The 21,445-nt window shown below is 42.3% G+C and carries 26 protein-coding genes; 8 read left to right on the top strand and 18 right to left on the bottom strand.

All coding sequences use genetic code 11. The annotated features are described in order from the left end of the window. The first annotated feature begins 268 nt into the window (after positions 1–268). Entirely contained in the window at positions 269–754 is a 486-nt protein-coding gene (locus MUK70_RS03585; RefSeq protein WP_234658870.1) for a GNAT family N-acetyltransferase, read from the top strand. 149 nt (positions 755–903) lie between these two features. Here MUK70_RS03585 and MUK70_RS03580 read toward each other — a convergent pair whose 3' ends face one another. After that, the gene (locus MUK70_RS03580; RefSeq protein WP_234658869.1) at positions 904–2,682 is read right to left on the bottom strand and encodes a serine hydrolase domain-containing protein; all 1,779 of its coding nucleotides are present in this window, start codon (positions 2,680–2,682) and stop codon (positions 904–906) included. A 259-nt stretch (positions 2,683–2,941) separates the two neighbouring features. Continuing rightward, on the bottom strand, positions 2,942–3,340 hold the full coding sequence (locus MUK70_RS03575) for a hypothetical protein (RefSeq protein WP_234658867.1): 399 nt from the start codon (positions 3,338–3,340) through the stop codon (positions 2,942–2,944). Between the two features lie 968 nt (positions 3,341–4,308). Here MUK70_RS03575 and MUK70_RS03570 point away from each other — a divergent pair. After that, a complete protein-coding gene (locus MUK70_RS03570) occupies positions 4,309–5,148 on the top strand; it encodes a class I SAM-dependent methyltransferase (RefSeq protein WP_234658865.1) in 840 nt (279 codons plus the stop codon). Continuing rightward, positions 5,138–5,344 (top strand): hypothetical protein, encoded by a 207-nt coding sequence (locus MUK70_RS03565; RefSeq protein ID WP_234658863.1) that lies wholly within the window; start codon positions 5,138–5,140, stop codon positions 5,342–5,344. The genes MUK70_RS03570 and MUK70_RS03565 overlap by 11 nt, the downstream gene beginning before the upstream one ends. Positions 5,345–7,157: 1,813 nt before the next feature. Here the strand turns inward: MUK70_RS03565 and MUK70_RS03555 are convergent. Next, positions 7,158–7,541: a winged helix-turn-helix transcriptional regulator gene (locus MUK70_RS03555; RefSeq protein ID WP_234658862.1), complete on the bottom strand. Its 384-nt coding sequence runs from the start codon at positions 7,539–7,541 to the stop codon at positions 7,158–7,160. Between the two features lie 141 nt (positions 7,542–7,682). Here MUK70_RS03555 and MUK70_RS03550 point away from each other — a divergent pair, with 141 nt between their 5' ends. From MUK70_RS03550 to MUK70_RS03540, 3 genes are read left to right on the top strand one after another with little or no spacing between them, the layout of a single operon-like run. After that, on the top strand, positions 7,683–8,474 hold the full coding sequence (locus tag MUK70_RS03550; RefSeq protein ID WP_244784662.1) for an SDR family oxidoreductase: 792 nt from the start codon (positions 7,683–7,685) through the stop codon (positions 8,472–8,474). A 21-nt stretch (positions 8,475–8,495) separates the two neighbouring features. Continuing rightward, entirely contained in the window at positions 8,496–8,819 is a 324-nt protein-coding gene (locus MUK70_RS03545; RefSeq protein WP_234658923.1) for a nuclear transport factor 2 family protein, read from the top strand. Next, positions 8,820–9,164, top strand: coding sequence for a DUF2652 domain-containing protein (locus tag MUK70_RS03540; RefSeq protein WP_234658922.1), 345 nt, complete (start codon positions 8,820–8,822; stop codon positions 9,162–9,164). 251 nt (positions 9,165–9,415) lie between these two features. Here MUK70_RS03540 and MUK70_RS03535 read toward each other — a convergent pair whose 3' ends face one another. The 14 genes from MUK70_RS03535 to MUK70_RS03470 form a co-directional block, all read right to left on the bottom strand. Continuing rightward, complete coding sequence (locus tag MUK70_RS03535; protein WP_234658931.1) at positions 9,416–10,612, bottom strand: IS256 family transposase; 1,197 nt, start codon at positions 10,610–10,612, stop codon at positions 9,416–9,418. Between the two features lie 136 nt (positions 10,613–10,748). Then, entirely contained in the window at positions 10,749–11,504 is a 756-nt protein-coding gene (locus tag MUK70_RS03530; RefSeq protein ID WP_234658813.1) for an SDR family NAD(P)-dependent oxidoreductase, read from the bottom strand. Positions 11,505–11,606: 102 nt separating this feature from the next. Further along, a complete protein-coding gene (locus tag MUK70_RS03525; RefSeq protein ID WP_234658814.1) occupies positions 11,607–12,326 on the bottom strand; it encodes an SDR family NAD(P)-dependent oxidoreductase in 720 nt (239 codons plus the stop codon). 1 nt (position 12,327) lies between these two features. Then, complete coding sequence (locus MUK70_RS03520; RefSeq protein WP_234658815.1) at positions 12,328–12,813, bottom strand: nuclear transport factor 2 family protein; 486 nt, start codon at positions 12,811–12,813, stop codon at positions 12,328–12,330. Between the two features lie 68 nt (positions 12,814–12,881). Further along, positions 12,882–13,676 (bottom strand): SDR family oxidoreductase, encoded by a 795-nt coding sequence (locus MUK70_RS03515; protein ID WP_234658817.1) that lies wholly within the window; start codon positions 13,674–13,676, stop codon positions 12,882–12,884. 162 nt (positions 13,677–13,838) lie between these two features. Continuing rightward, positions 13,839–14,660, bottom strand: a complete 822-nt coding sequence (locus MUK70_RS03510; RefSeq protein WP_234658819.1) for a saccharopine dehydrogenase family protein — start codon at positions 14,658–14,660, stop codon at positions 13,839–13,841. After that, positions 14,654–14,839 carry a hypothetical protein gene (locus MUK70_RS03505; protein WP_234658822.1) on the bottom strand — a complete coding sequence of 62 codons (186 nt, stop codon included), beginning with the start codon at positions 14,837–14,839 and terminating at the stop codon, positions 14,654–14,656. Before MUK70_RS03505 ends, MUK70_RS03510 begins: the two co-directional genes overlap by 7 nt. Position 14,840: 1 nt before the next feature. Further along, the gene (locus MUK70_RS03500; RefSeq protein WP_234607433.1) at positions 14,841–15,167 is read right to left on the bottom strand and encodes a nucleoside triphosphate pyrophosphohydrolase family protein; all 327 of its coding nucleotides are present in this window, start codon (positions 15,165–15,167) and stop codon (positions 14,841–14,843) included. A 111-nt stretch (positions 15,168–15,278) separates the two neighbouring features. Beyond that, positions 15,279–16,064 carry an SDR family oxidoreductase gene (locus tag MUK70_RS03495; RefSeq protein ID WP_234658823.1) on the bottom strand — a complete coding sequence of 262 codons (786 nt, stop codon included), beginning with the start codon at positions 16,062–16,064 and terminating at the stop codon, positions 15,279–15,281. Positions 16,065–16,110: 46 nt separating this feature from the next. Then, a complete protein-coding gene (locus MUK70_RS03490; RefSeq protein WP_234658824.1) occupies positions 16,111–16,728 on the bottom strand; it encodes a hypothetical protein in 618 nt (205 codons plus the stop codon). Between the two features lie 37 nt (positions 16,729–16,765). Then, positions 16,766–17,344: a TetR/AcrR family transcriptional regulator gene (locus tag MUK70_RS03485; protein WP_234658825.1), complete on the bottom strand. Its 579-nt coding sequence runs from the start codon at positions 17,342–17,344 to the stop codon at positions 16,766–16,768. Positions 17,345–17,414: 70 nt separating this feature from the next. Then, positions 17,415–18,335, bottom strand: coding sequence for a helix-turn-helix domain-containing protein (locus MUK70_RS03480; RefSeq protein ID WP_234658826.1), 921 nt, complete (start codon positions 18,333–18,335; stop codon positions 17,415–17,417). Between the two features lie 27 nt (positions 18,336–18,362). Then, on the bottom strand, positions 18,363–18,692 hold the full coding sequence (locus MUK70_RS03475; protein WP_234658827.1) for a hypothetical protein: 330 nt from the start codon (positions 18,690–18,692) through the stop codon (positions 18,363–18,365). A gap of 130 nt (positions 18,693–18,822) precedes the next feature. Then, the gene (locus MUK70_RS03470) at positions 18,823–19,632 is read right to left on the bottom strand and encodes an SDR family NAD(P)-dependent oxidoreductase (protein WP_234658828.1); all 810 of its coding nucleotides are present in this window, start codon (positions 19,630–19,632) and stop codon (positions 18,823–18,825) included. 363 nt (positions 19,633–19,995) lie between these two features. Here MUK70_RS03470 and MUK70_RS03465 point away from each other — a divergent pair, with 363 nt between their 5' ends. Further along, positions 19,996–20,607 carry a DUF2652 domain-containing protein gene (locus MUK70_RS03465; RefSeq protein ID WP_234658829.1) on the top strand — a complete coding sequence of 204 codons (612 nt, stop codon included), beginning with the start codon at positions 19,996–19,998 and terminating at the stop codon, positions 20,605–20,607. A gap of 96 nt (positions 20,608–20,703) precedes the next feature. Next, positions 20,704–20,994 carry an ArsR/SmtB family transcription factor gene (locus MUK70_RS31055; protein ID WP_374760170.1) on the top strand — a complete coding sequence of 97 codons (291 nt, stop codon included), beginning with the start codon at positions 20,704–20,706 and terminating at the stop codon, positions 20,992–20,994. 84 nt (positions 20,995–21,078) lie between these two features. Here the strand turns inward: MUK70_RS31055 and MUK70_RS03460 are convergent, their stop codons facing one another. Continuing rightward, complete coding sequence (locus tag MUK70_RS03460) at positions 21,079–21,288, bottom strand: cyclic nucleotide-binding domain-containing protein (RefSeq protein ID WP_234658831.1); 210 nt, start codon at positions 21,286–21,288, stop codon at positions 21,079–21,081. Between the last annotated feature and the right edge of the window lie 157 nt (positions 21,289–21,445).

Below are 21,445 nucleotides of genomic sequence, written 5' to 3'. Positions count from 1 at the left end.
AAGTGCCAGACTCAAAGTAAATCAAACTTCCAAAGGCATTGATCAGCTCCAAACCTACATTTGTGAAATATTTTTAATTACGTTTTAGCTAACGGATTATTTCAAGATGTTAGATTGTATAGTCGGTGAATCATTTAGACTTGAAATCTATTAGACGACTGAATATTTTAAAAACGGACTATGGTACTAGTCCGATTATGGGTTAGATTTGGAGTCAGTTGTAGAGGGGCTGGTGTTACAAAACCATGCTAGAAATAAAAGAATGAACATGACACAAATAACCATTCATAAAGCTGAACTAGCCGATCTGTCCACGGTCCAACAGATCGGGCGGGAAACATTTTTTGAAACCTTCGCCGAAGCCAACACCGAAGCGGACATGCAAAAATATCTAACGGAAAATTTTAACGATGCGAAAGTCTTGGCAGAGCTAAGCCATCCCGACTCTCAATTTTTCATTGCTTGGGAAGGTAATGCCCCTATCGGGTATTTGAAAATCAATACAGGCGAGGCACAGACTGAGCCGCAGGGCGAGACTGCCCTTGAAATTGAACGCATTTACGTCAAGAACGCCTACCACGGTAAGAGTGTAGGGCAAAAGCTCTATGAGCGGGCACTTGCTGTCGCCCACCAGGAGAACAAAACCCTTCTCTGGCTGGGCGTCTGGGAAGAAAACCCGAAGGCGATCCGATTTTATGAAAAGAATGGATTTGTCGCGTTCGGCAAACTTAATACTATCCCGGAATATTTGTAAAACGTCCTGCGGCTTCTAATCTGAAAAGAGTCTATGATCTCAGCTGTGGTATGATGAGCTAATTGGGTTCTTCACTAAATGCGCTATCTTCTGGTATTTTAGAACCAGAGCTTTTGGCCGCTGCAGTTCTAGCTTTAATTTAACCCAATTTACTTGGGCATTCGAAAACTGAGTCCAGCGAATTCGAGGATGTGATACGAATCATCTTCACGGAATTTCACGTTAAAACCTCCAAAACCAGAATTTACCCCACTGGTCAATGCGTAACCAGAATCGATTACATCCAGTGGGATCTCATTAGAACTACCCATTGTTTTAAGCCTGAGCATAAGCACGCTGTCTGTTGACAAATACAATTCAGTGCTCTTGAATTTACTGTCCCCAATCAACATTTGATATCCGTAATGTTCATAGATGCCAGTTTTTTTCGCCCATGTCGCAGGATCAATCGGCGTCAGGCGGTATCCCAGATTATATTCCCTTCCTTTCACTCTTCGAGAAAGAAAGATGTTGTCGTTAATGTCTTTAAAAATCAGACGCTGATTACTTCTGGGAATAGTGTCTGTGGTTTTAATGTCGTAAGGAATGAATTCCGTTTCACTAACAGGTTTCAACACAAGCTTTGCCCCACCGTTTGCCAGCATAAGTTGGTGGCTATCCATTCTAACAACGTTATAGGAGCTTGATTCGGCATAGATCCCGGAATATCTCTCCAACACGCTGTCAGGAAGAACAACCAGGTCTTTTTCCGTACTAACTAAATGGGTATTAGGTACAGGAAACAGGTCAGGGATACTTAATCCGAATCTGGGTAGCAGATTAAAGCAAAAATTCTCAGCCGCCTGTCCGCCTTCGGCGGTATTTGTCATCACTATTATGGCTGCATTACTTTCGGGTATCAATAGTAGTTTGGCGTGTGTAAAGCCGGCGCTACCCGCATGGTATACAGCAAAAGTTGAATCATTGCGGAACATAAACCAGCCAAGTCCTTTCTTATTTGTTTCCAATGGCACATGGGCGTTTTGCAGGGAAAACATTTCTTTTGCTGTTGCTTGCCTAAGCAGCCGGGTAGATTCACCACGGTAGGCCTGTAACAGGCCGATAGCATATCTGGTGAAGTCGTTCATATCCGTGTAAATACCCCCGGAGGCAATGTCCCGTAATTCATACTCTTGGGCCTGCTGGCCATACGCATAAATTTTTGTACGATTTTTAAGCCGGTCCATTGCGAAGCCTGAGTGCTTCATCCCTAACACATTAAAGATATTTTTATGTACATAATCTGCATAATGTGTCTTGGTAACATCTTTGATCATATGCCCCAGGATGTTGTAGCCAGCATTGGAATATAGTCCCGCCAATCCTGCCGGATAAACCAGGTGAGTATGGTTGATGAAACCGAGCACGTCTGTATATTTCCCCGAACCGAGATCTGAATTCTTCCATATATCTGACTGGATACCGGAAGTGTGCGTAATGAGCGTTTTCACGGTGATCGAATCCAGATGAATCCCTGGGCGTGCCAGCGGATGAAATTCTGGAAGATATGTTGTTAGGGACTTCTGGATATTGAGAAGATCACACTCCTGCAATTGCATGACACTAAGCGCGGTAAAAGTCTTTGTTACGGAGCCTATATTAACTACAGTGTTAACCGTCATAGGGACTTTGGTCTGTCGGTCGGAATAGCCGAATCCTTCCTTCCAAACCACCTTGCCATCCATGATAATTGCCGCGCTGAGTCCTATAATTTTATCCGTTTTTAGTTTTTCTGCAAAGTACTCCTCAGATTCAGTTATTAGGCCTGCGTAAGTATCACTTTGTGGGTGGGCATGCCGGATTTGCCCAAAAACAGGTGAAGTAGTTATCAAAATCAAATTTAACAACCACAGTGAAAAGATAGTTGGTGCCGGTTCGATGCCTTTCATGGATACCTAAGTTGTGATTATAGGGTTGAATCTGGAATTAAATGTGAATTTAACATTGGGTTAAATTAAAAGATTGAACGAAAAGTACCGCGGGTTCGGTAGAGCCGTTTTTCTAGTGAGACGTTTACTACGTGTAAATCTAGCCGCCATCTTTTAACATACAAGGAGAGCTCACTTCTCCCATTTTGTTTCTTAGCTGGCAGCAAGAAGGTGTTTAATCATAAGGCATTTATGGGAACTGTAGGTACCGAATCAACTTTCAAAACGTCGTAAGTTGCCCCGATGCTCCCGCTTGTATGAATGTATTGTACAATCTCAGGATAAATTTCGTAATGCGGCTGTCGTCAGGCCAATCTTCAAATCGCTCTCCAAATGAAGACGCTGAAATCGGAATCAGCTTCTTCCGATCAGTTGTTCCATCTGGGTAAAATGTGATTCTTGAAGCCCTCTTTTTTTTAGAATCGTCGTAGGCCATTGCAGTCGGGCATTTGCAAAGTGAATCATAAAAGGCCACTACAAAACGACTTCTGTTTATCCCTTCTGGTATATTAAAGGTGGCTTCTTTGGGAACAAATTCAGAATATTGAATCGAGTCACGTTCGGATTTGTCCGTCATTGCAGATTTTACAGTTATTTTATCGGGTATCTTGTTGTACATCCTTTTCAACTGTCTGTGTTTCTATTGGTATAGAGCCACCATTTCTAGTGGCAGGTTTGTTCATAAATAGCAAAACTACAATTGCTAGTAGAACTAATATTGAGAGTGCAATTCCTTTCATTGGAGATGAAATGGGTTAAATTAAAGTTAGAACAGTACAGTTGGCAGGTGTAGATCTGCTGTATTTAAATCTCAGCACGATCTTTGAAAATGTTAGTAAGATTCTGCCATTAAAGTGTTTGCAGATAGGCCTACAAGATTTTTTGCCCAAAAAGTTTCATTCCAGCGTCCTAACAGGGACGACGGCACTTTATATACAATCTTTTAATATAACCATAATATCCATTCGTGAAGCTTTTGCCTGTTTCTTTAAACCAGGCCCAACACGTGGGCGATCATGCATTAAAGGTTAGAAATGATATCAAAGTGATCAAGGAATACTGATTGAAATCTACGCTTGGTTAACGGACTAGGCAGATCACGGAAGAGATCTAATTGACTGGGTGATGGGCCTGAAAATCAAGGTAGTGCACTGCGAAGCCTGCACGAATTATCTAAATATACATTGCGACGGGTAAATTGGTGTTTCACCCGTTTAGGGTTTTGGCAGAGTCTGAACGTGACTTGATCCAGGAGCGAACCTTGATAGGATTGTCAGAAGCACATTCTCGCGAAGCCCAACCGTTACCCGCCATTGAAAAAAAGTTGACAGAGCCAACAAATCAATTCTTTATTTTTATATTTGCAACCTGCCTTATTATTCATAACATATTATCTGCATCCTATCAATAGGACTAACTCGCTGAAAAGCCGAGTCGTGAGAGTATTGAAGCTTTTTAATTTAAATACTCAGATAGTACTCTCTTTATTTCCTTGATTCTTAATCAAAACAATTGACCTCAATCAATTGCATTATCACGTTGTGCTATCTCCAATGGCTCAACTGTGATATTAAACGATGAAAAAAAATGAATAGTAAACAGTTAATAAGCAGAAACATAGAGCACTTTTATAATAAAGTCTCGGAAGAAACCAGACTTGATAAAGGAATGGGGGTATTTGAGTTTGAAAGAAATAAATCACTTATAGAAAAATATACCCCTAATTGTCCATCAAAAATTATTGATGTTGGCGGTGGGACAGGGAAATATTCAGAATGGCTTGCTAAGAAAGGGCATTTAGTTCATTTAGTAGAACCAGTTCCTAAACATATAAAGATAGCAAAAACAAGAGCGAATAGATTAAAAAACAAGTTTTCCATTCATTTAGGAGAATCTCGGAAATTGGAATTTCCTGATAACTATGCCGAACTAATTATTCTTCATGGCCCACTTTATCACCTTCAAAAACAGGAAGATAGAGATTTAACCATTCAGGAAGCTAAACGTGTTTTGAGAAAAGATGGAGTTATACTGGCATTTGCAATAAATTACACCGCTTCAACTTTAGTCGGACTTTTAAATGGTTTAATCCATAAACAACCATTTTTTGAAATGTGTAAAGAAGAATTAACTTCTGGAATTCATAATCCACCAGATGATTTCCCTTGGCTTTTAGCCGAAGCATTTTATTATAAACCTGCTCAATTAAAAGAGGAGTTCGTCAGTCAAGAATTAGTCCATCTCAACACTTACGCTGTTGAAGGTTTGGCCTGGCTTGATAAGGATTTTTTCATCAATTTGTCAAACGATAAACGAAAGAAGACATTGTTAGAGTTAATTCAGTTAACAGAAAATGACCCTTACCTTTTACCTTTTAGCCCACATATGATGATAGCGACAAAAAAGCAAACCACTTATGGAAAATAAAAACAGATATTATAACTTACTGAAAGAAGATAACGGTCAACAAAATGAAATTGATCTCGGAGAAAAAGTTGGCCTAAATGAAGAAGAAACAAGGGAAATAGTATCTCAACTTCTTTCGGAGCATAAGATAGAATATAAAGAAAACAAAGCTTGTAACTACAGAGTTGTGAAAAAGCTAAAAAAAATGGGCATGTAACAGCACCCACAAGGATAGCAAGCGCAAAACAGTAGCAATCAACAGTTGATTGGGACGACATACCGAGAACAGCTTACGGCAGAAGGCTGTAAAGGGTTAATTGCTAACTTCATGTACTGTTGGAACCTTCTTTATTTATTTGGAAGTCTGTCAGAATGTAAAAATCCGTTGGACCGGGAAGCATGATTAAAAAATATACTGGCCACATCCACCCACAGCTGGGAGCATATCAATATGCTTGGGGAGTAGGACTTTTCAGAAAAGGCAGATTTTCAAACTTTTAACCTTGATAAAATCCTCAAGATGGCGCTGAGATTTGGATGTAGCGTACCTAATCCTAGAAAAATTATTCTAATCAAACCCGCGGCACTTTTGGTTCTAACTTTTAATTTAACCCAACATTTCAAAGAGTCTGTGCTAACCAGATCCGGGAAACCCTTTCAAATTATTGATTGAGGTTTTTGGTAAATGGTCAGTGCGGCTGCCGCAAAGTATTATGCCAGGCATCGCTACGCGGCTCGCCGTCCTGGACTTCTAATCATCCTTGGCGCTTTGAATGATCAACTGGTTTAATGATCACGCCGGCATAACGAAGCACTTTGTAAAATGTTCTTCGACCACCAATCTGGAACGAGTTCATGATTTCAGTTGTGGACTGTTGGCCTAGTTCATAAAGATTTTTTACTGAACGTGCAATCTTTTGATATTTTACGGCTAACCTTTTTGGCCGGCCTCCTTTTCGTCCACGTGCCCGGGCAGAATCTATCCCGGCTCTTGTCCGCTGTACAATGACATTGCGTTCATGTTCGGCAAGTGTCCAAAATACCCGACATTAGCTGAGACGTGGCAGATAGCCGGTTTGCAGATTCATCACTCAAAGAAGTGTTTTGCAAACCTAGGAAACAAATTCAATGCCACTGAAACATCTTTGAGACGTTGATACAGAAACGGACTCGAAACGTCTTTTTATTCCTCTTGATTCTGTTCATATTAAAATAATTGAGGTTTGCAAAATCACGAGGTCAAGCAACCACTGAGACATTATCGGTTCTATGTAGAAACCAACTTTTAAAAAAAAGATCCAGAACAGAGTTTTGATAATCATGCTGGTAGCAGCATTTTTAACAGGTTGTAAAAATGGAACCCCGCTCTTAATGATTTTTACACTATCAGAGTATCGACTTCAGACACGATTCGCGTGGACGGGGATAGAGTATTTAATAATAACCAGTACGTGGTGTTGAATGATTTGCACAGACCCTTATTTAAAGGGCGTCAGGAGGAATTTCGGTTTATTGGCATCCGAGGTGACACCATTGCTGTCAGTGAAGCTTACGTGATACGAACTGATAGATGTCATATTCAAAAAGTGAGTGGTAGGGATGCGATTTGAAACAACCTTCTGCTACTATATTTTATCTAGTTATCGGTGGTGAGACATTCCTCTAATCAGTTTTGGCAACAAAATTCAGAATCTCACAAAACGCTCGAACGTGAGACGTTATACCCTCGTCTGCCCCACGTTAGAAGCTGCCGCGTATTTTGGAGATTTTGTTGAGATGCTATTTATTTTAGTCTTTGTTATAATCACGCATTAACTTTATCGGGCTATGAGTTCAAAATTCCAGTAGCATACGAAATATTATTTGGCCTAATTTCTCAGAATGTCGTTAACTCTGCCATAGTCTTTAGACAATGACCATGGATATTGCTACTAAAATCTCATTATTTAAACATAAACTTGATTAGCGGAACTAGCTCTGTCAGATCATGTTGCGAAGCTTCCTGTTTAGGTTTGTTGGCTGTCGCGAAGCTACCCAAGGGTATCGTGCAAATCAGATATTAGAATTTGTTTTAAAATCACATCCCGCAAACGGTCCTCATGTTCATCGCCCCACTGTCCTAATGCGGCGATTACAGGGATTACAGTCTTACCAAAATCCGTTAGGCTGTATTCTACTTTTGGCGGTACGACGGGATAAATTTTCCTTGTAACCAGTTCATGATCTTCCAATTCTTTCAATTGGATATTCAGAACCCTGCGGGAAGCGTCGGGGATTTTGCGTTGCAGTTCGCTTGGGCGTTGATAACCCTGGTCAATAAACCACAGCAAGCGGATTTTCCATTTGCCATAAAGCACTTCCCCGATCAGGTCAAGTCCGCAATTCAGGTTTGGTGTTGTCTTTCTTTCATACATATTTCAAAATTAAGCGTATGTATCAGTTAGTGCAATAGGGGATCAATTTATCCCTATATGAATCGTAATTCCGTACTTGTCTAAACTTCATTTACACGCCAATTTTGTCCTATCATTCATTTTTAAGCAAAGGACAATACAATGGAACAGTTTAATTTTAACAATGAATTATCAGGCAAGATTGCTTTGGTAACCGGGGGTACAAAAGGAGCCGGAAGAGCAATTGCAGAAAGGCTTTTACAAGCTGGCGCAACTGTGATTATTACCGCAAGGAACGCACCGGAAGAGCAAAACGAGAAGTTGCATTTCATTTCCGCTGATTTAAGTAAGGCGGAGGGATCACAAAAGGTGGTAAGCGAGGTGCTATCGGCTTATGGAAAGCTGGATATTCTGGTAAACAATCTTGGATCGTCATCAACGCCTGCCGGTGGATTTGCTGTATTGAGTGATGAAGATTGGGAATCAACGCTACAGGCCAATTTGCTTGCCCCGGTTCGGCTGGACAGAGGATTTTTACCACAAATGATCGATCGAAAGAGTGGTGTTATCATTCACATTGCTTCCATACAGGGCATACTGCCTTTGTACGATTCAACTTTGCCATACGCAGCCGCAAAAGCAGCATTGAGAAATTACAGTAAAAGCTTATCCAACGGGGTTGCGTCTTCGGGTGTTCGCGTGCTGACTGTTTCCCCAGGCTGGATTAATACGACAGCATCAGAAGCCTGGCTGGGCGAACTTGCAAGAAACGCGAATAGTACCGTAGAAGAAGCGCAACAGGGGGTGATGGATGCATTGGGTGGAATACCCTTTGGAAGACCTGCCCAACCAGAAGAAGTGGCTGAATTTGTTGGCTTTTTGGTTTCGCCAAGAGCGAGTTACCTCACAGGGACAGAATATGTCATTGACGGCGGAACTGTACCCACTATTTAACAACCTCAAAAAAAGACAAAAATGAACTTACCAAAAGTAGTAGCCGATTTAGTAGAAACGCAAAACAACTTTGATAGCGTCGCATACGCCAATTGTTTTTCTGAAACAGCCGTAGTTTTCGATGAAGGAAAAACGCACAACGGAAAAAAAGAAATAGAGCGTTGGATAGCGGATTCTAACGAGCGATACAAGGCGACAATAAAGCCTGTCGGCTTTGAAGAAAAAGAAACGGAAAGCCTTTTGATGGCAGAAACTTCGGGAAATTTTGAAGGAAGCCCTATTGTATTAACCTATCATTTGGAAATAGTTGATGAATTGATTCAGACGTTGAAAGTCACAGGATAATTGGAAACGGCTAACATGCTGGCTGCGTTTAATGAGCTGATTGATCACTGGAAGCTTATTTGTCCTCACGTAGCGATGTTATCTATAAAGATGGTGGCGCACTATGGTGCGATTGCTGAATTTAAGGTTGACAGGTTTCGCAAGATCTATGGGAAGGCGGTTGTCGAAACACACCGCCTTTTAAAAAACCATATCCACTCACACACATACGCGCTAGTTACTCACCAATACTTGCAGCAGGCGAATGACAGTAATATGGAACAATGGGAAAACAAGAGCCAACTTTATGATGTTTATGATGTGGGCGAGCTTTGCTATACGTATTTTCCCTATGAAATGGCATAAGTGAGCTGAGTCGTCTGACACAATGGTTTGGCAAATGCGTATTATCATCAGCCAGATGTATCTCAAAAGGCCATGCTTTCTCGGCGATGATACTGAATGCCAGGTTTCAGCGGGACATGGAAATTTCACTTATACGACCGTTTGAATGAACCCGCATAGGAAAAATAACCCTGTTAAAATAGTGCAAAACAATTCTAAATTGGGACTATCGCATTAACTGTGTAAAGTTTTCAATCGGGGTTGGGCGAAGCTTATAGCCTGACCCTATTTTCAAAAATAGTCAAAAACTGATTCAGGATCATGCCCCAATTCCGGATGGGCATAGTCCATTTCTTCGAAGCCTCTCTAAGGGCTAAATATACGGATTTCATCACTGCTTCATCAGTAGGAAACGACAGCTTGTTTTTTGTGTACTTCCTAATTTTCCCATTTAGGTTCTCTATGAGATTTGTGGTGTAAATGATCTGGCGGATCTCTAATGGAAAATCAAAGAAGACAGTCAGCTCATCCCAGTGCTCGCGCCAGCTTTTGATGGCGTAGGAATATTTGCTGTTCCATTTCAGTTCAAGGTTATCCAGGGCAGCTAAGGCCGCCTGCCGGGTGGGGGCACCGTAAATGTCTTTCAAATCACGGCTAAACTCCTTTTTATCTTTCCAAACCACATACCGACAACTGTTCCGGATTTGATGGACTACGCAAATCTGAGTAGCAGAGTCAGGAAAAACAGACCGGATTGTTTGGGTAAAACCATTAAGATTGTCTGTTGCCGTGATCAGGATGTCCTGTAACCCGCGGGCTTTCATATCTGTCAAAACACTCATCCAGTAGGCTGCAGACTCATTTTTACCAAGCCACATGCCTAAGATTTCCTTGTAACCATCGCGTTTAAGCCCAACAGCGATGTAAACTGTCTTGTTGACTACCTTGCTGTTTTCACGTACTTTGAAGACAATACCGTCCATCCAGACAATCAAATAAACGGGTTCCAAAGGCCGGTTTTGCCAACTGACAATATCTTCTGCTATCCGGGAAGTGATACGGCTGATGGTAGATGTCGATACTTCAAAATTGTAAACATCCCTGATCTGATCTTCGATATCGGCAACACTCATTCCCTTGGCATATAGCGATACAATCACCTCTTCGACCCCATCTACCATATTTTCCCGCTTGGGAACAATCATCGGATTGAAACTCGCGTCCCGGTCGCGGGGCATACGTATTTCCGACTCGCCATAGCTGGTCTTGACCCTCTTTTTTCCATAGCCGTTACGGGAATTGCTGTTGGGCGACTGCTCGTGCTTATCATATCCCAAATGCCCATCCAGCTCTCCTTCAAGCATTTTCTCAATGCCCCGCTTCTGTAACTGGCCAAGAAAGTCATTGAGCGTCTCGCGGCTCTTGAACTGCTTTAAAAACTCATCAGTCAACAAATCTTCTAGTCTCATAAACTGTGTTTTGTTAAAAGTAAAAAATCGGAGTTACAAACCCCGATTTAAACTTTACACAGATTTTGAGATAGTGTCTCTAAATTCACATGTCTGCCTATTCGCGCCTTTTGTCTTTTAAGTCTAGGCAAATTAATTAAAGCCCAAAAATACCTCCTGAAACAGATATTTTCTCACCTGTTATCCACCCCGCATCGTCCGAGGCTAGAAATACGGCAACTTTTGCAACATCCTCTGGCTGCCCTGTTCGGCCAAGAGGCGTATTGGCAACTACTTTGGCTTCAAAATCACTTCCAATAAAACCATTACTGTGGGTTCCTTCCGTTTCAATAGCCCCTGGTAAAAGGGAGTTAATACGAATCTTCCTACCACTAAACTCCTTCGACAAAGAAATCGTAATAGCATCTAATGCTGCTTTGGATGCAGAATATATCGATCCTGTCGGAACTGGTGTTTTGCTGGCTCCTGAGCTGATGTTAATGATATTTCCGCCCTTATCACCAAACATTTTTAAAGATTCCTGAATGGCAAATAAGGACCCTAAAACATTAATGTTGAATTGCTGATGGAAAGAATTTGCTGTGGCATCTTCAATACGAGCGTATTCGAAAATGCCGGCATTGTTCACCAAAATATCTAATGTACCGAATGCCCTTTGGGTTTCTTCAAAAAGTTTGCTGACATCACTTTTTTTCGACACATCCCCCTGCACGGCAATAGCGATCCCCCCATTTTCAATTATAGCCTTAACAACTCTTTCAGCTCCTTCTTTACTTGAAGCATAATTCACGACAACCTTTGCGCCTTCGGCTGCAAAATATGTTGCAATTGACGCTCCTATTCCTTTCGACGCTCCCGTCACTATTGCTACTTTGTCCTTTAACTTATTCATATCTATTATTTTAAAATTTAATTACTACCATTTATTTTCCATGCAGATTTTCAGAAATAACCAGAAAACCCTCTGCGGCATTATCCATCCGTATCCGGTCGACTACCAGGGGAGTATCCCATTAGGCCCGAAAAAGCCTCCGTTAGCAGCTTCCAAGTCCATAGTTGCATACTTTATGGGCACTGCTGCTCCCTCCTGCGTACTCAGCGTTCCTGTATTATCGTTAAGCTCGGTCCGGATATGCCCGGGTTCGACAGCATATACCTTTATACCAAAAGGGCCAAGTTCCTTAGCAAAAGCGACAGTGATCATATTCAGTGCTGCTTTTGAAGCCGAGTAGCCCATGAAATTGACTTGTCCATAAATGACATTAGGATCTGAGCTCAGGCCGATAGAGCCAACAATACTACTTAACATGATGACACGCGCATGATCAGCAGCTTTCAGCAAAGGCAGGAAAGCTTGTGTTACGCGGATTGGTCCGAACGTGTTTGTCTCAAAAGTTTGCCGGATCAAATTCATGCTTTCCTCGCTAGGCAAGCTTTTTAGGTTCGGGGCAACACCTGCGTTGTTAATCAAAATATTCAGATGCGGGGTGTGCTCATTCAAAGTGCGCGCCGCCTGAATCACACTACTATCATCTGCGACATCAATCATAAGCAAGTATACGTCCAGCCCCTTGGAGCGAAGATCATCGACAGCTGCCTGACCGCGGGAAAAATCCCGCGATCCCAGCCATACTCTATACCCTTGTTTGGCAAGCCCTTCAACGGTTGCCAACCCTATTCCTTTGTTTGCCCCGGTAACAAGGGCCGTTTTCATATTATTCATTATCCTTCATTATTTTCGCAGATGGCCCGTCCGGGTTAGCGTGGTGTGACAAGTCTCCGGCAAAACCCATAGAAAGGCTTCTCTCTTTAAAATGCCATTGACCATCAATCCGCGCGAAGATGTCGTCATACGTACCAGTCATGACCGGCTGCAAAGGAAATGACCGCTCAACGTCCTGTTGAAAAATGATAAGGTATGATTTCGCCGTAGCTGACGTTTCATCCTCATTTATTTTAATAACAGTATTAGTTGTTATGTGCGCAGTCTGAGGAGTGCCGTTTGGATAGATCTGAAGATTAGATTTAAGCATTGCTTCAATATCCGCACCGTTTGTAAATTCTCCTAGGGAACCTATTCTTCCATGTGCAAACAAGGCACCAACCCCTGCAAAGTCACCTTTGTCCAATAAATGTGTATAACGAGCGATTAGATTTTCTATCTCTCTTTCGCTACTGATTTTATAATTTACCTGATTCATTTTTATAGATTTTATATTTATGTTTGGTTTATCTTTAATTGTAGAATTCAACAGTGAAGAACTAAATGCTAGATGGTTGGGATAGCACCGCCGTCAATGATATAATTACTACCTGTGATGTAGGACGCCCTTGGTGAAACTAAAAAGCCAACTAGCTCCGCAATATCTTGCGGTGTTGCCATTCGGCCCATTGGAATCCCACCAAGTGTGTTCATCAGATTCTGTGTCGTTACTTCTAAACTTAGCCCTAATGATTCTGATAAAGACTGCAAATACATGTCCATCGTATCGGTCTTTACCATACCTGGTGAAACGCTGTTAACGCGTACGCCCTTAGGCGTCACCTCTTTTGAAAGGCTTTTGCTATAATTATTCAAAGCGCCTTTGGCCACCGCATAGGCGCCAAGGGACTGGTACAAGGGCAATACCCCACTTAAAGAAGAGATATGGATAATTACCCCGCTTTGCTGTTCCAGCATTTTTGGAAGAACGGCCCTATCTATACGTACCGGGACCAACAGGTTTAATTGCAGGTCGTTCTCCCAATGCTCATCTGTGAGCGCGGCAAACCCGCCCGAAGGACTGTTAGAGCCGCCCATATTGTTGATTAAAATATCAATAGCCCCGTACTTTTCATGGATATGCCCTATTACTCTTGCCGTTTCTGAGGAAACCGTTAAATCTGTTGCAACAAAATGATGCTTTAACTCATTATCATCCGGATGATTTCTTGCTGTTACAATTACGGTAGCGCCCGCCTCAGAGAGCCTGTCAGCAATTGCTCTTCCAATCCCTTTTGTACCCCCTGTCACAAGGGCAATTTTACCGGATAGTTCCGGGGTTTTTATTAAATTATTTTCCATTGCACTACTTAACTAAATTAGTTATAAGGATTAATATGACTGATAGTCAATACTTTAAAACGACTGTTCCAGAATTAGATAATAAGTTATTTTGATACATGAGCGTTAACTTGTGCAGACACTTCTTTCTCCAACGGTACAGGGTTATTTGTATGTGCGTAATTATAAGTTGAGTAATTCAATGTCTAGGGCTTTCAGCAGTGCTGTTCCGTACACCGAAGCAGGTGATTGAAAGCCTACTGTATAGAAACCGTTTACTACCCTCGAAACAATTTCTACCGATGATTTGACGGTGGGCATATAACCGGCAGGCATAATCGCCATGGATCGTACTATGGATCCATCTGCCCCCATCACCTCTGCAACAATCTTACTCTGCAGCACATTGTAGTCAATACCCATTTGGCTGTGGACATTAATAGTATCTGGCTGCCCGGTACTGGCGGGCAAAGCCATTTGAAAATACTCTTCTATATTAGCGATCCCTGTTGACCGGTAACAAAGCACGACCCCACCCAGTGGTGTGGGCAGACACTCTTCAGGGCCATCTCCAAAATCAAACTCGGCAGCCGTGGCCTCCAATAACCGCTGGATCAACCCATTCTTTCTTATCAGTATTCCGGCATTAATTATGTTAGCACTGCTGGCAATTGAACCAGGCGTGAAACCACCGCTGTATTTGAAAGCAACACGAAGCGAAATCGGGTTCTTAATCCGGCCGACTGTATGTAAGACCAGTGGGTCATAGGTAGCAAAGAGCCCTGCCCCAGAAAGGATCATTACGCCTGCATCAGCTGCTTCTAAGCCCTTAGATTCAGCTAGTCTGTAAATGTCAATTTCGGCAGTAATGTCAACATAATGTACTTTGTGACTTATACAAGCCTGCATGGCAGGCTTCGCCGTTTCGCTGAAAGGGCCCGCAACATTGAGCAAGCAGGTTTTACCTGAAAGGGCTTTTTCCCAGCCAAATTTATCATCTACCAAAAAACATGATATGGCACACTTAATTCCCGAGACAAGGCCAGAAGCTTGTCCCTGTCTCTGCCTGCAATTTCAAAATCCAAGCCGCGCCTAACGGCTTCGTAACAAATCATTTTGCCGGTATATCCAGTTGCGCCGTAGATGAGCAGTTTTGCGCCGACAGCTTCTCGTGTTAATTCCATATTAGTTACTTAAAAGCTTCTCGGTTCTTGACAGAAATCCATCCAGTGCTGTATTAATATCTAGATTCATGCGGTCAGCCAGTATAATTAGCCACCAGATGCTTTCACCTAACTTGTGTGAAAGTTCATTTTCCGGCTTGTCGCCTTTGGGCCAACGTCCTTGCTGTGCCATCGTTAACCTGCCAACAAGCCCGGCATCTGTCATAAATGCCAGTGCATCTTCCTGAACAGACCACTCGCTACCGTGGTGTTTGAGTTCTAGTTCGTGGTATAGCTTCCTGATAGCGAGTGAGCGTTTTACCACATCATCTAAATTGATATCTTTCATAGTTTAAGTGTTTAATATCAAGTCATATATCCTGTTTTTCTGCAACCATTAAGTGTTGGCCAATGTTGAAAAGGGATTAAAACGCCTGATCCATAGGGTATTGATCATTTATTAAAAAACAGTAGGTATTGTTCCCCCATCAATTACGACGTTGCTCCCGGTGATGTAGGAGGCTTTGGGTGAAACCAGAAACCCTATCAGATGCGCTATTTCTTCTGGCTGGGCGAGTCTGTTCATTGGTACACCTCCCAGACTGTCCATGACCAACTGGGCTGTTTCGTCCAGGTTTTTTCCCATAGAAGCGCCGTAGCTGTGAAGAAAACTTTCCATGGCAGTGGTTTTTACCATGCCCGGTGATACGGTAATTACGCGCACACCTTTGGATGCAACTTCATTGGCCAATGCCTTGCTGTAATTGTTAAGGGCCGCCTTGGTTACACCGTAGGAGAAATTAGAAGCATAAAGCGGTAACTTACCATTAAGGGAAGAGATATGGATAACCACGCCACTGTTACGCTCGATCATCAAAGGAACCAGCGCCCTGTCCAGTTTGATGGCTGACAGTAGATTCAACTGCAGATCATCTTCCCAGTCCTGATCAGAGAGTACACTAAAACCGCCTGCCGGCGCGGATGTTCCACCCGCATTATTAATTAAAATATCGAGGGCGCCGTATTCATTTATAATTTTGTCTGATAACTGTTTGTTATCCTCTGGCTTGGTAAGATCTGCTGCGATAAAGGCGTGCTCCGGATTTGCATCAGGTCTGCTTCTTGCTGAGATAATCACGGTGGCTCCCAGGCGAACTAGCTCATCTGCTATCGCTTTGCCTATGCCTTTTGTTCCCCCGGTGACTAGCGCCACTTTCCCGGTTAATTCATTTGTTGCTGCTTTCATTATCAATTGTTATTATTGAAACATTTGTTTCAGATTTGATTAAAAATTATTGTTGCTTTGCTACGGGATCGCGAAGGATCGTTTGAAGATGTGCCTGACTTTCCCCCACCTCGAAATTGGTCAGATGAATTTCATGATGCATGCCGGATTTTTTAAAACCGTTGTCGGTAGCAAATCGTTGCAGCACAGGTAGCGTTTGCAATTCCCCGGCAAAAGGGCCTGTATGTAAAAGCTGGACACTAGTTCCTGCTGTGTAGGTGAAAAGTTCAAAGCCGCTGGCGAAGGCAATATCTTGTCTTTGTCGTGCCGTTTGTGCAATGGCTTCACTCGTAACAAAATCAGGAATACGGATCGCAATCCGGTAGCGGAGTAGGTCTAAATTTACTGTTGTATAAAAGCGGCCGATATCGACAAACCCAACCTTCTCCGGATCAAACCAGTAAAATATCTCCACGATCCTGCTTGTAAATGCATGATCAGTGAGCGCAGAGCTCTTCTCCAATGCAATGATAAATTCTTTTATGGCCGCTTTCTTTTCATAAAAAACGGTAGTCCCAGGGCTTCCTTCTCCAAGAATTGAAACATAGCTGGCTTTTCCTATTTCGATAACTTCAGGTTTTTCAGTTGCCGTGAAGTAATCTTTGTATTGCTCATGTATATTCATAATTTCGAAACATTTGTTTCAGATTAGTTGCAAAAAATTACAGGCTTATCTGCTGCATAAGGAATGCTGCCATTTTCTTGATGCGCACCTTATCCTTGTGAATGATAAACGACTCGTGCCAGCCGGTAAAGTGGTTGATGATATAGTCTGTTAACATGGCTGCGTCCTGGCTTACTTTTATTTCTCCTTTCTCTATTGCCCTTTCCACCAGAGTGATCAACAAATTATAAGTAAAATCATTGTCGGCTTTTATGATCTGCTGCACCTGCTTATCAGTTGCGGCTACTTCAAACGTCGTTTTAATGGCTAAGCAGCTATTAGGTTCATTTGTAATGGCATGAGCGGATGATTGAATAAATTTTTCAATTGCTTTTAATGGCGATTTGATCGGTTCCAACTGCTTCAAAGCAGCTCTCATTCTTGACTCAGTAAAATGCGTTAAGCTCCGGATAAAAAGTTCATGTTTGTCGCCAATCGTATTATACAGGCTACTGCTGTTGATACCCATCGCCTCTGTCAGATCTCTCATCGTAGTGCCGTTATAGCCTTTTCTCCAAAAGACATCCATTGCCTTGGAAACAGCTAACTGTTCATCAAATTCAACATTCCTTGCCATGCCCTAATTTACAAATGATAAACAAATTAAGTTCAATTCTGAAACGTTTGTTTTTTAATACGCTTTTAATTTAATTGTTGAATGATTGTCTGAATTCCAGTGGTGAGATTTTTGTCTTACTCTTAAAAAGTTTATTGAAAGACTGCGGATATTCGAAGCCAAGCTGATAGGCTATCTCAGCAATGGTCAGATTGCTTGTGCTTAAAATATCTTTCGCTTTCTCGATTAGCCTGGCGTGTATATGCTGCTGGGTGGTCTGACCGGTCAGCGAGCGAAGCATATCACTTAGATAGCGCTGGGAAACGTTCAAATGGTCGGATAACTGCTGCACCGTTGGTGGCCCCGTCAGCAGGGACTTGTCTTCATTGAAGTATTCAGATAAATAAGCTTCCATCTCTGCAATCAGGTCGTTGTGCAACACTTTTCTTGTTATAAACTGGCGGTTATAAAAGCGGTTACTGTAGTTGAGCAGTGTCTCAATCTGTGACACCAGCACATCCTGACTAAAATGGTCAATGTTATTATCGAGCTCTAATGCTATTGCATCAAATAAAGAAAAGATTACTCTCTTCTCTTTCTCAGATAAGTATAGCGCTTCTGCAACCGAGTAAGAGAAGAACCCGTATTTGATCATACTTTTACCCAAGGGATAACTCCGGATAAAATCCGGATGGAAAAGCAAAGTATAACCACTATAATCCTTTTCTTCCTGAGCGGCGGATATGAGCTGGTTTGGCGCTGTAAACGAGAGGCCCCCTTCCTCAAAATCATAATGGCCCTGCCCATAACGAACCTGCCCTGCAAAATGCTTTTTAAAGGATATTTTGTAAAAATTCAGGATATACCCCTTTCCAATATCGCCAGTATCAACACGGACGTCCTTGTAATCAACCAACGCCACTAAGGGATGGGTTGGCTTAGGCAATCCCAAAGCCTGCAGCAGCTCAGAAATGCTTTGAAAGATATAGGGTTGAAATTCTTCTTTTTTCATAATTCAGCCAGTTTGTAACTATTTGGGTCAAATTTGATGATAGATCGGGTAAATGTTCCAGGAAACGGTCCCTTGGTCGATCGCATCATGTACAGGTGAACCTGCCAGCTCGTCCATTAGCCGGTGCATGGCATCGGTGCCCTGCTTCTCTGAATCCCAGATCAGCGCATCGACAATCGTTCCGTCTCGCCGCTGGGCAATATGCCTGGACTGAAAGCCAGGCTGCTTTTTAAGCCAGGTGTCCACATCAGCATTGGCTTCAATGAAATCCTGATAGGTCTTCCTTTTTTCAAGTTGAAAGGTGGTCATTTCCAGGCCACCTGGTTGCAGGCCACCTGGTTGTTTTATGTCTGACATTGTTTTGTTTAATAGGGTTGTGCAGTTGGGCGGATTATCATTTCACTAACGTCCACATCCTGGGGCTGACTTATCGCGTACGCCACGGCATGTGCCACTGCATTAGCTGAGATTGCTAAACTTTCCACAATCAGTTAATTTTATATAGTTCACTGATTTGTTCACTGTGCGCTTGTATGCCGAGCTCCTGACGCATCTTGGCAGCATTGACCGCATCTGGGCCAGCCAGGTAACGCACTTGCGCCTTTCCGTCCGTGGCGGCTTCATAGACTACTGCTGCAATTGCAGCTGGGTCTGAAAATACGACATTCGTACTGCCATCTGTAAAGCCGGACATCATCTTGTTCCAGAGCGGCTCATACGCTTCATGTGCGACGTATGTCAATGACCTGCCAACATAATCGGTGTTCATTGCACCAGGTGCCACTGTTTTAAAGAAAATACCAAATTGGTTGGTTTCATAGTTCATTGCCTCGCTCCATCCTTCCAATGCAAATTTGGTTGCGCTGTATACCGACGCAAGCGGATTAGCCGCAATTCCTGCTGCCGAAGTGATTGTCAAGAAAATGCCTTTTTTCCCTTGTTCGCGACATGAAGTTATAAAAGGCTGGCTTACCCTGAAAACGCCCAGCAGGTTAGTATCCAGTTGCCTTTTGATTTGCTCATCAGAATATCCTTCAAATCCTCCAACCAACCCATAGCCCGCATTGTTTAAGACTACATCCACGCCCATTGATATGGCTACCTGGGTGGCGTCATTAACCTGCTGCACGTTTGTCACATCCAAAGCCAGCAGGGTCAGGTTTTCCAACCCAATAAGATCGGTTTCCTTTTCAGGGTTTCGCATGGTCGCAATGACTCTCCAGCCATTGGCCAGAAATAGTTTCGCCGTTTCCTTTCCCAGTCCGGATGATGCTCCTGTAATGAATATCGTTTTCATTGTTTATTGTTTTTGGTTCGATGCAAAGGTCTCACCTGTGCAATTCACGCATGTTTCCATTTTGGTCAATGTTGTATCCAAAAGCGGCCGCACAAAAATTTAATGTATTTTTTGAAACAATTGTTTCAAAATGGTGTTTACTGGTTAAAATATGGCGACACCACCCTAGTTACTGTAAAAGCAGCAACAATCCGGATAACAGGAATGGTAAGATCCTGGAAATAATTAAAACGAAATTAGCCAGCCAGCGCAAATCCAGTAACATACCCAGCCCAAGATGGATACATCTTCTACATTTCTGGAAACCTTGGCGCTAGAAACATTTGTGACATTTGCAATGCAAGTTCACAAACCAATACTGCAATGAAAAAGGGATCAAAAGGACTAATTTTTATCGTAGATATCAGTGGTTTTACCAAGTTTGTAAGCAGGACTGCTAACGAAGATGGGAACTGGATTATCAGGCAACTGTTTAACTCGATTATCAATGCAAACGAGCTCTCATTTCAAATCTCGGAAATAGAAGGTGACGCAATCCTGTTTTATCAGTTCGGCAAACCGTTATCTGTCACAAAAATACTGACCCAGTTTAAAAAAATGCTGCACTCCTTTCATGATCAGATTAAAAAGTTAAAATGCGTTTACCCAATTGTCAAAGATTTAAGCCTTAAAGTCATTGTGCACTATGGAGAGATGAGTGTCTATCAAATCGGACGTTTTTTCAAACTCTTCGGACGTCCGTTAATTGATGCGCACAGACTTTTAAAGAACAGTATTGGACTGGACACTTATGTGCTGATAACAAACCAGTATATCAAGGAGTTGACGTCTGTTTATAAGCTACCCCTGCCGGAAGGTTATAACGCCTGTGAGCTATATGACGTTGGAAACCTGTGCTACACATATTTTCCATTTCAACAAAATGGAAGAACAGCATGCAGCGCTACCGCCGGGGCAAAGCTTATCAGGGTATGATAAATAGCGCTTTTAGTCATACAGCCATATAGTCAACTCGTTTTTGTTAAATCTTCACTGTTTGCGATTGTTCTATCAGCTTGAAGATCACCTGGTATGGAAATAAAAGATTTTAATAGGGTATCAAAGGCGTTAAGCGACCGCAATCGGGTACTGATGCTTATTGAAGCAGCGAAACAGGAATGGATAGAATACTCAGATCTGCTATTAACTTTCAACCTATCCCAACCCACGATATCTCACCATATCAAGATTCTCCGCGACGCGGGTCTGTTGGTTATTAAAAAAGATGGCACAAGGATAAGATGTTCTCTGGGTTATCAAGTGATCGATGAACTTAATTATTACCTACAAGAGCTGGTAAATCAACGTCCGAGGCGGAGTTAGGATTATATGATGGATGAAAGGTAATATCTTTCTGAAGTTAAAATTTCCGTCTGATTTATTGAAATTCATATCATTGGTCGGTGGTTACTTCTCGGACAATCTTTTGCAGATCCGGCTCAGGGATTGATTTTTGACGCCCAAATAGGAAGCAATGTGATATACCTGTACCCGTTTGACAATAATGGGGTGTTCTTCCAACAGATTCAGGTAACGCTTTTCATGTGTTAAAAACAAAAGGTCTTCGGCCCGCCCCTGAGAGTGGTTGAAAAAGTGTTCAGCAAGTAAGGCGTCCAAATCTCTCCCACGGTTTGGAAGATGTATACATCTGTTGCAGATCATGGTAATTCATATACAATATCTCCGAATCTTCGAGTGCTTCGATATAATAGCTGCACGGATATTGGTATATAAAACTGCGTGTGAAATCCATCAATAAATCGCATATCTATTT

The organism is Dyadobacter chenwenxiniae (genome assembly GCF_022869785.1).
In the GTDB taxonomy this organism is placed as follows: Bacteria; Bacteroidota; Bacteroidia; order Cytophagales; family Spirosomataceae; genus Dyadobacter; species Dyadobacter chenwenxiniae.
The sequence above is the reverse complement of the archived record's forward strand: the minus strand, read 5'-3'. Positions and strand labels throughout refer to the sequence as shown.

Excerpts from the sequence above, each read along its gene's own strand:
- MUK70_RS03585 (WP_234658870.1), top strand. The coding sequence starts at position 269 with ATGACACAAATAACCATTCATAAAGCTGAACTAGCCGATCTGTCCACG.
- MUK70_RS03580 (WP_234658869.1), bottom strand. The coding sequence starts at position 2,682 with ATGAAAGGCATCGAACCGGCACCAACTATCTTTTCACTGTGGTTGTTA.
- MUK70_RS03575 (WP_234658867.1), bottom strand. The coding sequence starts at position 3,340 with ATGTACAACAAGATACCCGATAAAATAACTGTAAAATCTGCAATGACG.
- MUK70_RS03570 (WP_234658865.1), top strand. The coding sequence starts at position 4,309 with ATGAATAGTAAACAGTTAATAAGCAGAAACATAGAGCACTTTTATAAT.
- MUK70_RS03565 (WP_234658863.1), top strand. The coding sequence starts at position 5,138 with ATGGAAAATAAAAACAGATATTATAACTTACTGAAAGAAGATAACGGT.
- MUK70_RS03555 (WP_234658862.1), bottom strand. The coding sequence starts at position 7,541 with ATGTATGAAAGAAAGACAACACCAAACCTGAATTGCGGACTTGACCTG.
- MUK70_RS03550 (WP_244784662.1), top strand. The coding sequence starts at position 7,683 with ATGGAACAGTTTAATTTTAACAATGAATTATCAGGCAAGATTGCTTTG.
- MUK70_RS03545 (WP_234658923.1), top strand. The coding sequence starts at position 8,496 with ATGAACTTACCAAAAGTAGTAGCCGATTTAGTAGAAACGCAAAACAAC.
- MUK70_RS03535 (WP_234658931.1), bottom strand. The coding sequence starts at position 10,612 with ATGAGACTAGAAGATTTGTTGACTGATGAGTTTTTAAAGCAGTTCAAG.
- MUK70_RS03530 (WP_234658813.1), bottom strand. The coding sequence starts at position 11,504 with ATGAATAAGTTAAAGGACAAAGTAGCAATAGTGACGGGAGCGTCGAAA.
- MUK70_RS03525 (WP_234658814.1), bottom strand. The coding sequence starts at position 12,326 with ATGAAAACGGCCCTTGTTACCGGGGCAAACAAAGGAATAGGGTTGGCA.
- MUK70_RS03520 (WP_234658815.1), bottom strand. The coding sequence starts at position 12,813 with ATGAATCAGGTAAATTATAAAATCAGTAGCGAAAGAGAGATAGAAAAT.
- MUK70_RS03515 (WP_234658817.1), bottom strand. The coding sequence starts at position 13,676 with ATGGAAAATAATTTAATAAAAACCCCGGAACTATCCGGTAAAATTGCC.
- MUK70_RS03505 (WP_234658822.1), bottom strand. The coding sequence starts at position 14,839 with ATGGAATTAACACGAGAAGCTGTCGGCGCAAAACTGCTCATCTACGGC.
- MUK70_RS03500 (WP_234607433.1), bottom strand. The coding sequence starts at position 15,167 with ATGAAAGATATCAATTTAGATGATGTGGTAAAACGCTCACTCGCTATC.
- MUK70_RS03495 (WP_234658823.1), bottom strand. The coding sequence starts at position 16,064 with ATGAAAGCAGCAACAAATGAATTAACCGGGAAAGTGGCGCTAGTCACC.
- MUK70_RS03490 (WP_234658824.1), bottom strand. The coding sequence starts at position 16,728 with ATGAATATACATGAGCAATACAAAGATTACTTCACGGCAACTGAAAAA.
- MUK70_RS03485 (WP_234658825.1), bottom strand. The coding sequence starts at position 17,344 with ATGGCAAGGAATGTTGAATTTGATGAACAGTTAGCTGTTTCCAAGGCA.
- MUK70_RS03480 (WP_234658826.1), bottom strand. The coding sequence starts at position 18,335 with ATGAAAAAAGAAGAATTTCAACCCTATATCTTTCAAAGCATTTCTGAG.
- MUK70_RS03475 (WP_234658827.1), bottom strand. The coding sequence starts at position 18,692 with ATGTCAGACATAAAACAACCAGGTGGCCTGCAACCAGGTGGCCTGGAA.
- MUK70_RS03470 (WP_234658828.1), bottom strand. The coding sequence starts at position 19,632 with ATGAAAACGATATTCATTACAGGAGCATCATCCGGACTGGGAAAGGAA.
- MUK70_RS03465 (WP_234658829.1), top strand. The coding sequence starts at position 19,996 with ATGAAAAAGGGATCAAAAGGACTAATTTTTATCGTAGATATCAGTGGT.
- MUK70_RS31055 (WP_374760170.1), top strand. The coding sequence starts at position 20,704 with ATGGAAATAAAAGATTTTAATAGGGTATCAAAGGCGTTAAGCGACCGC.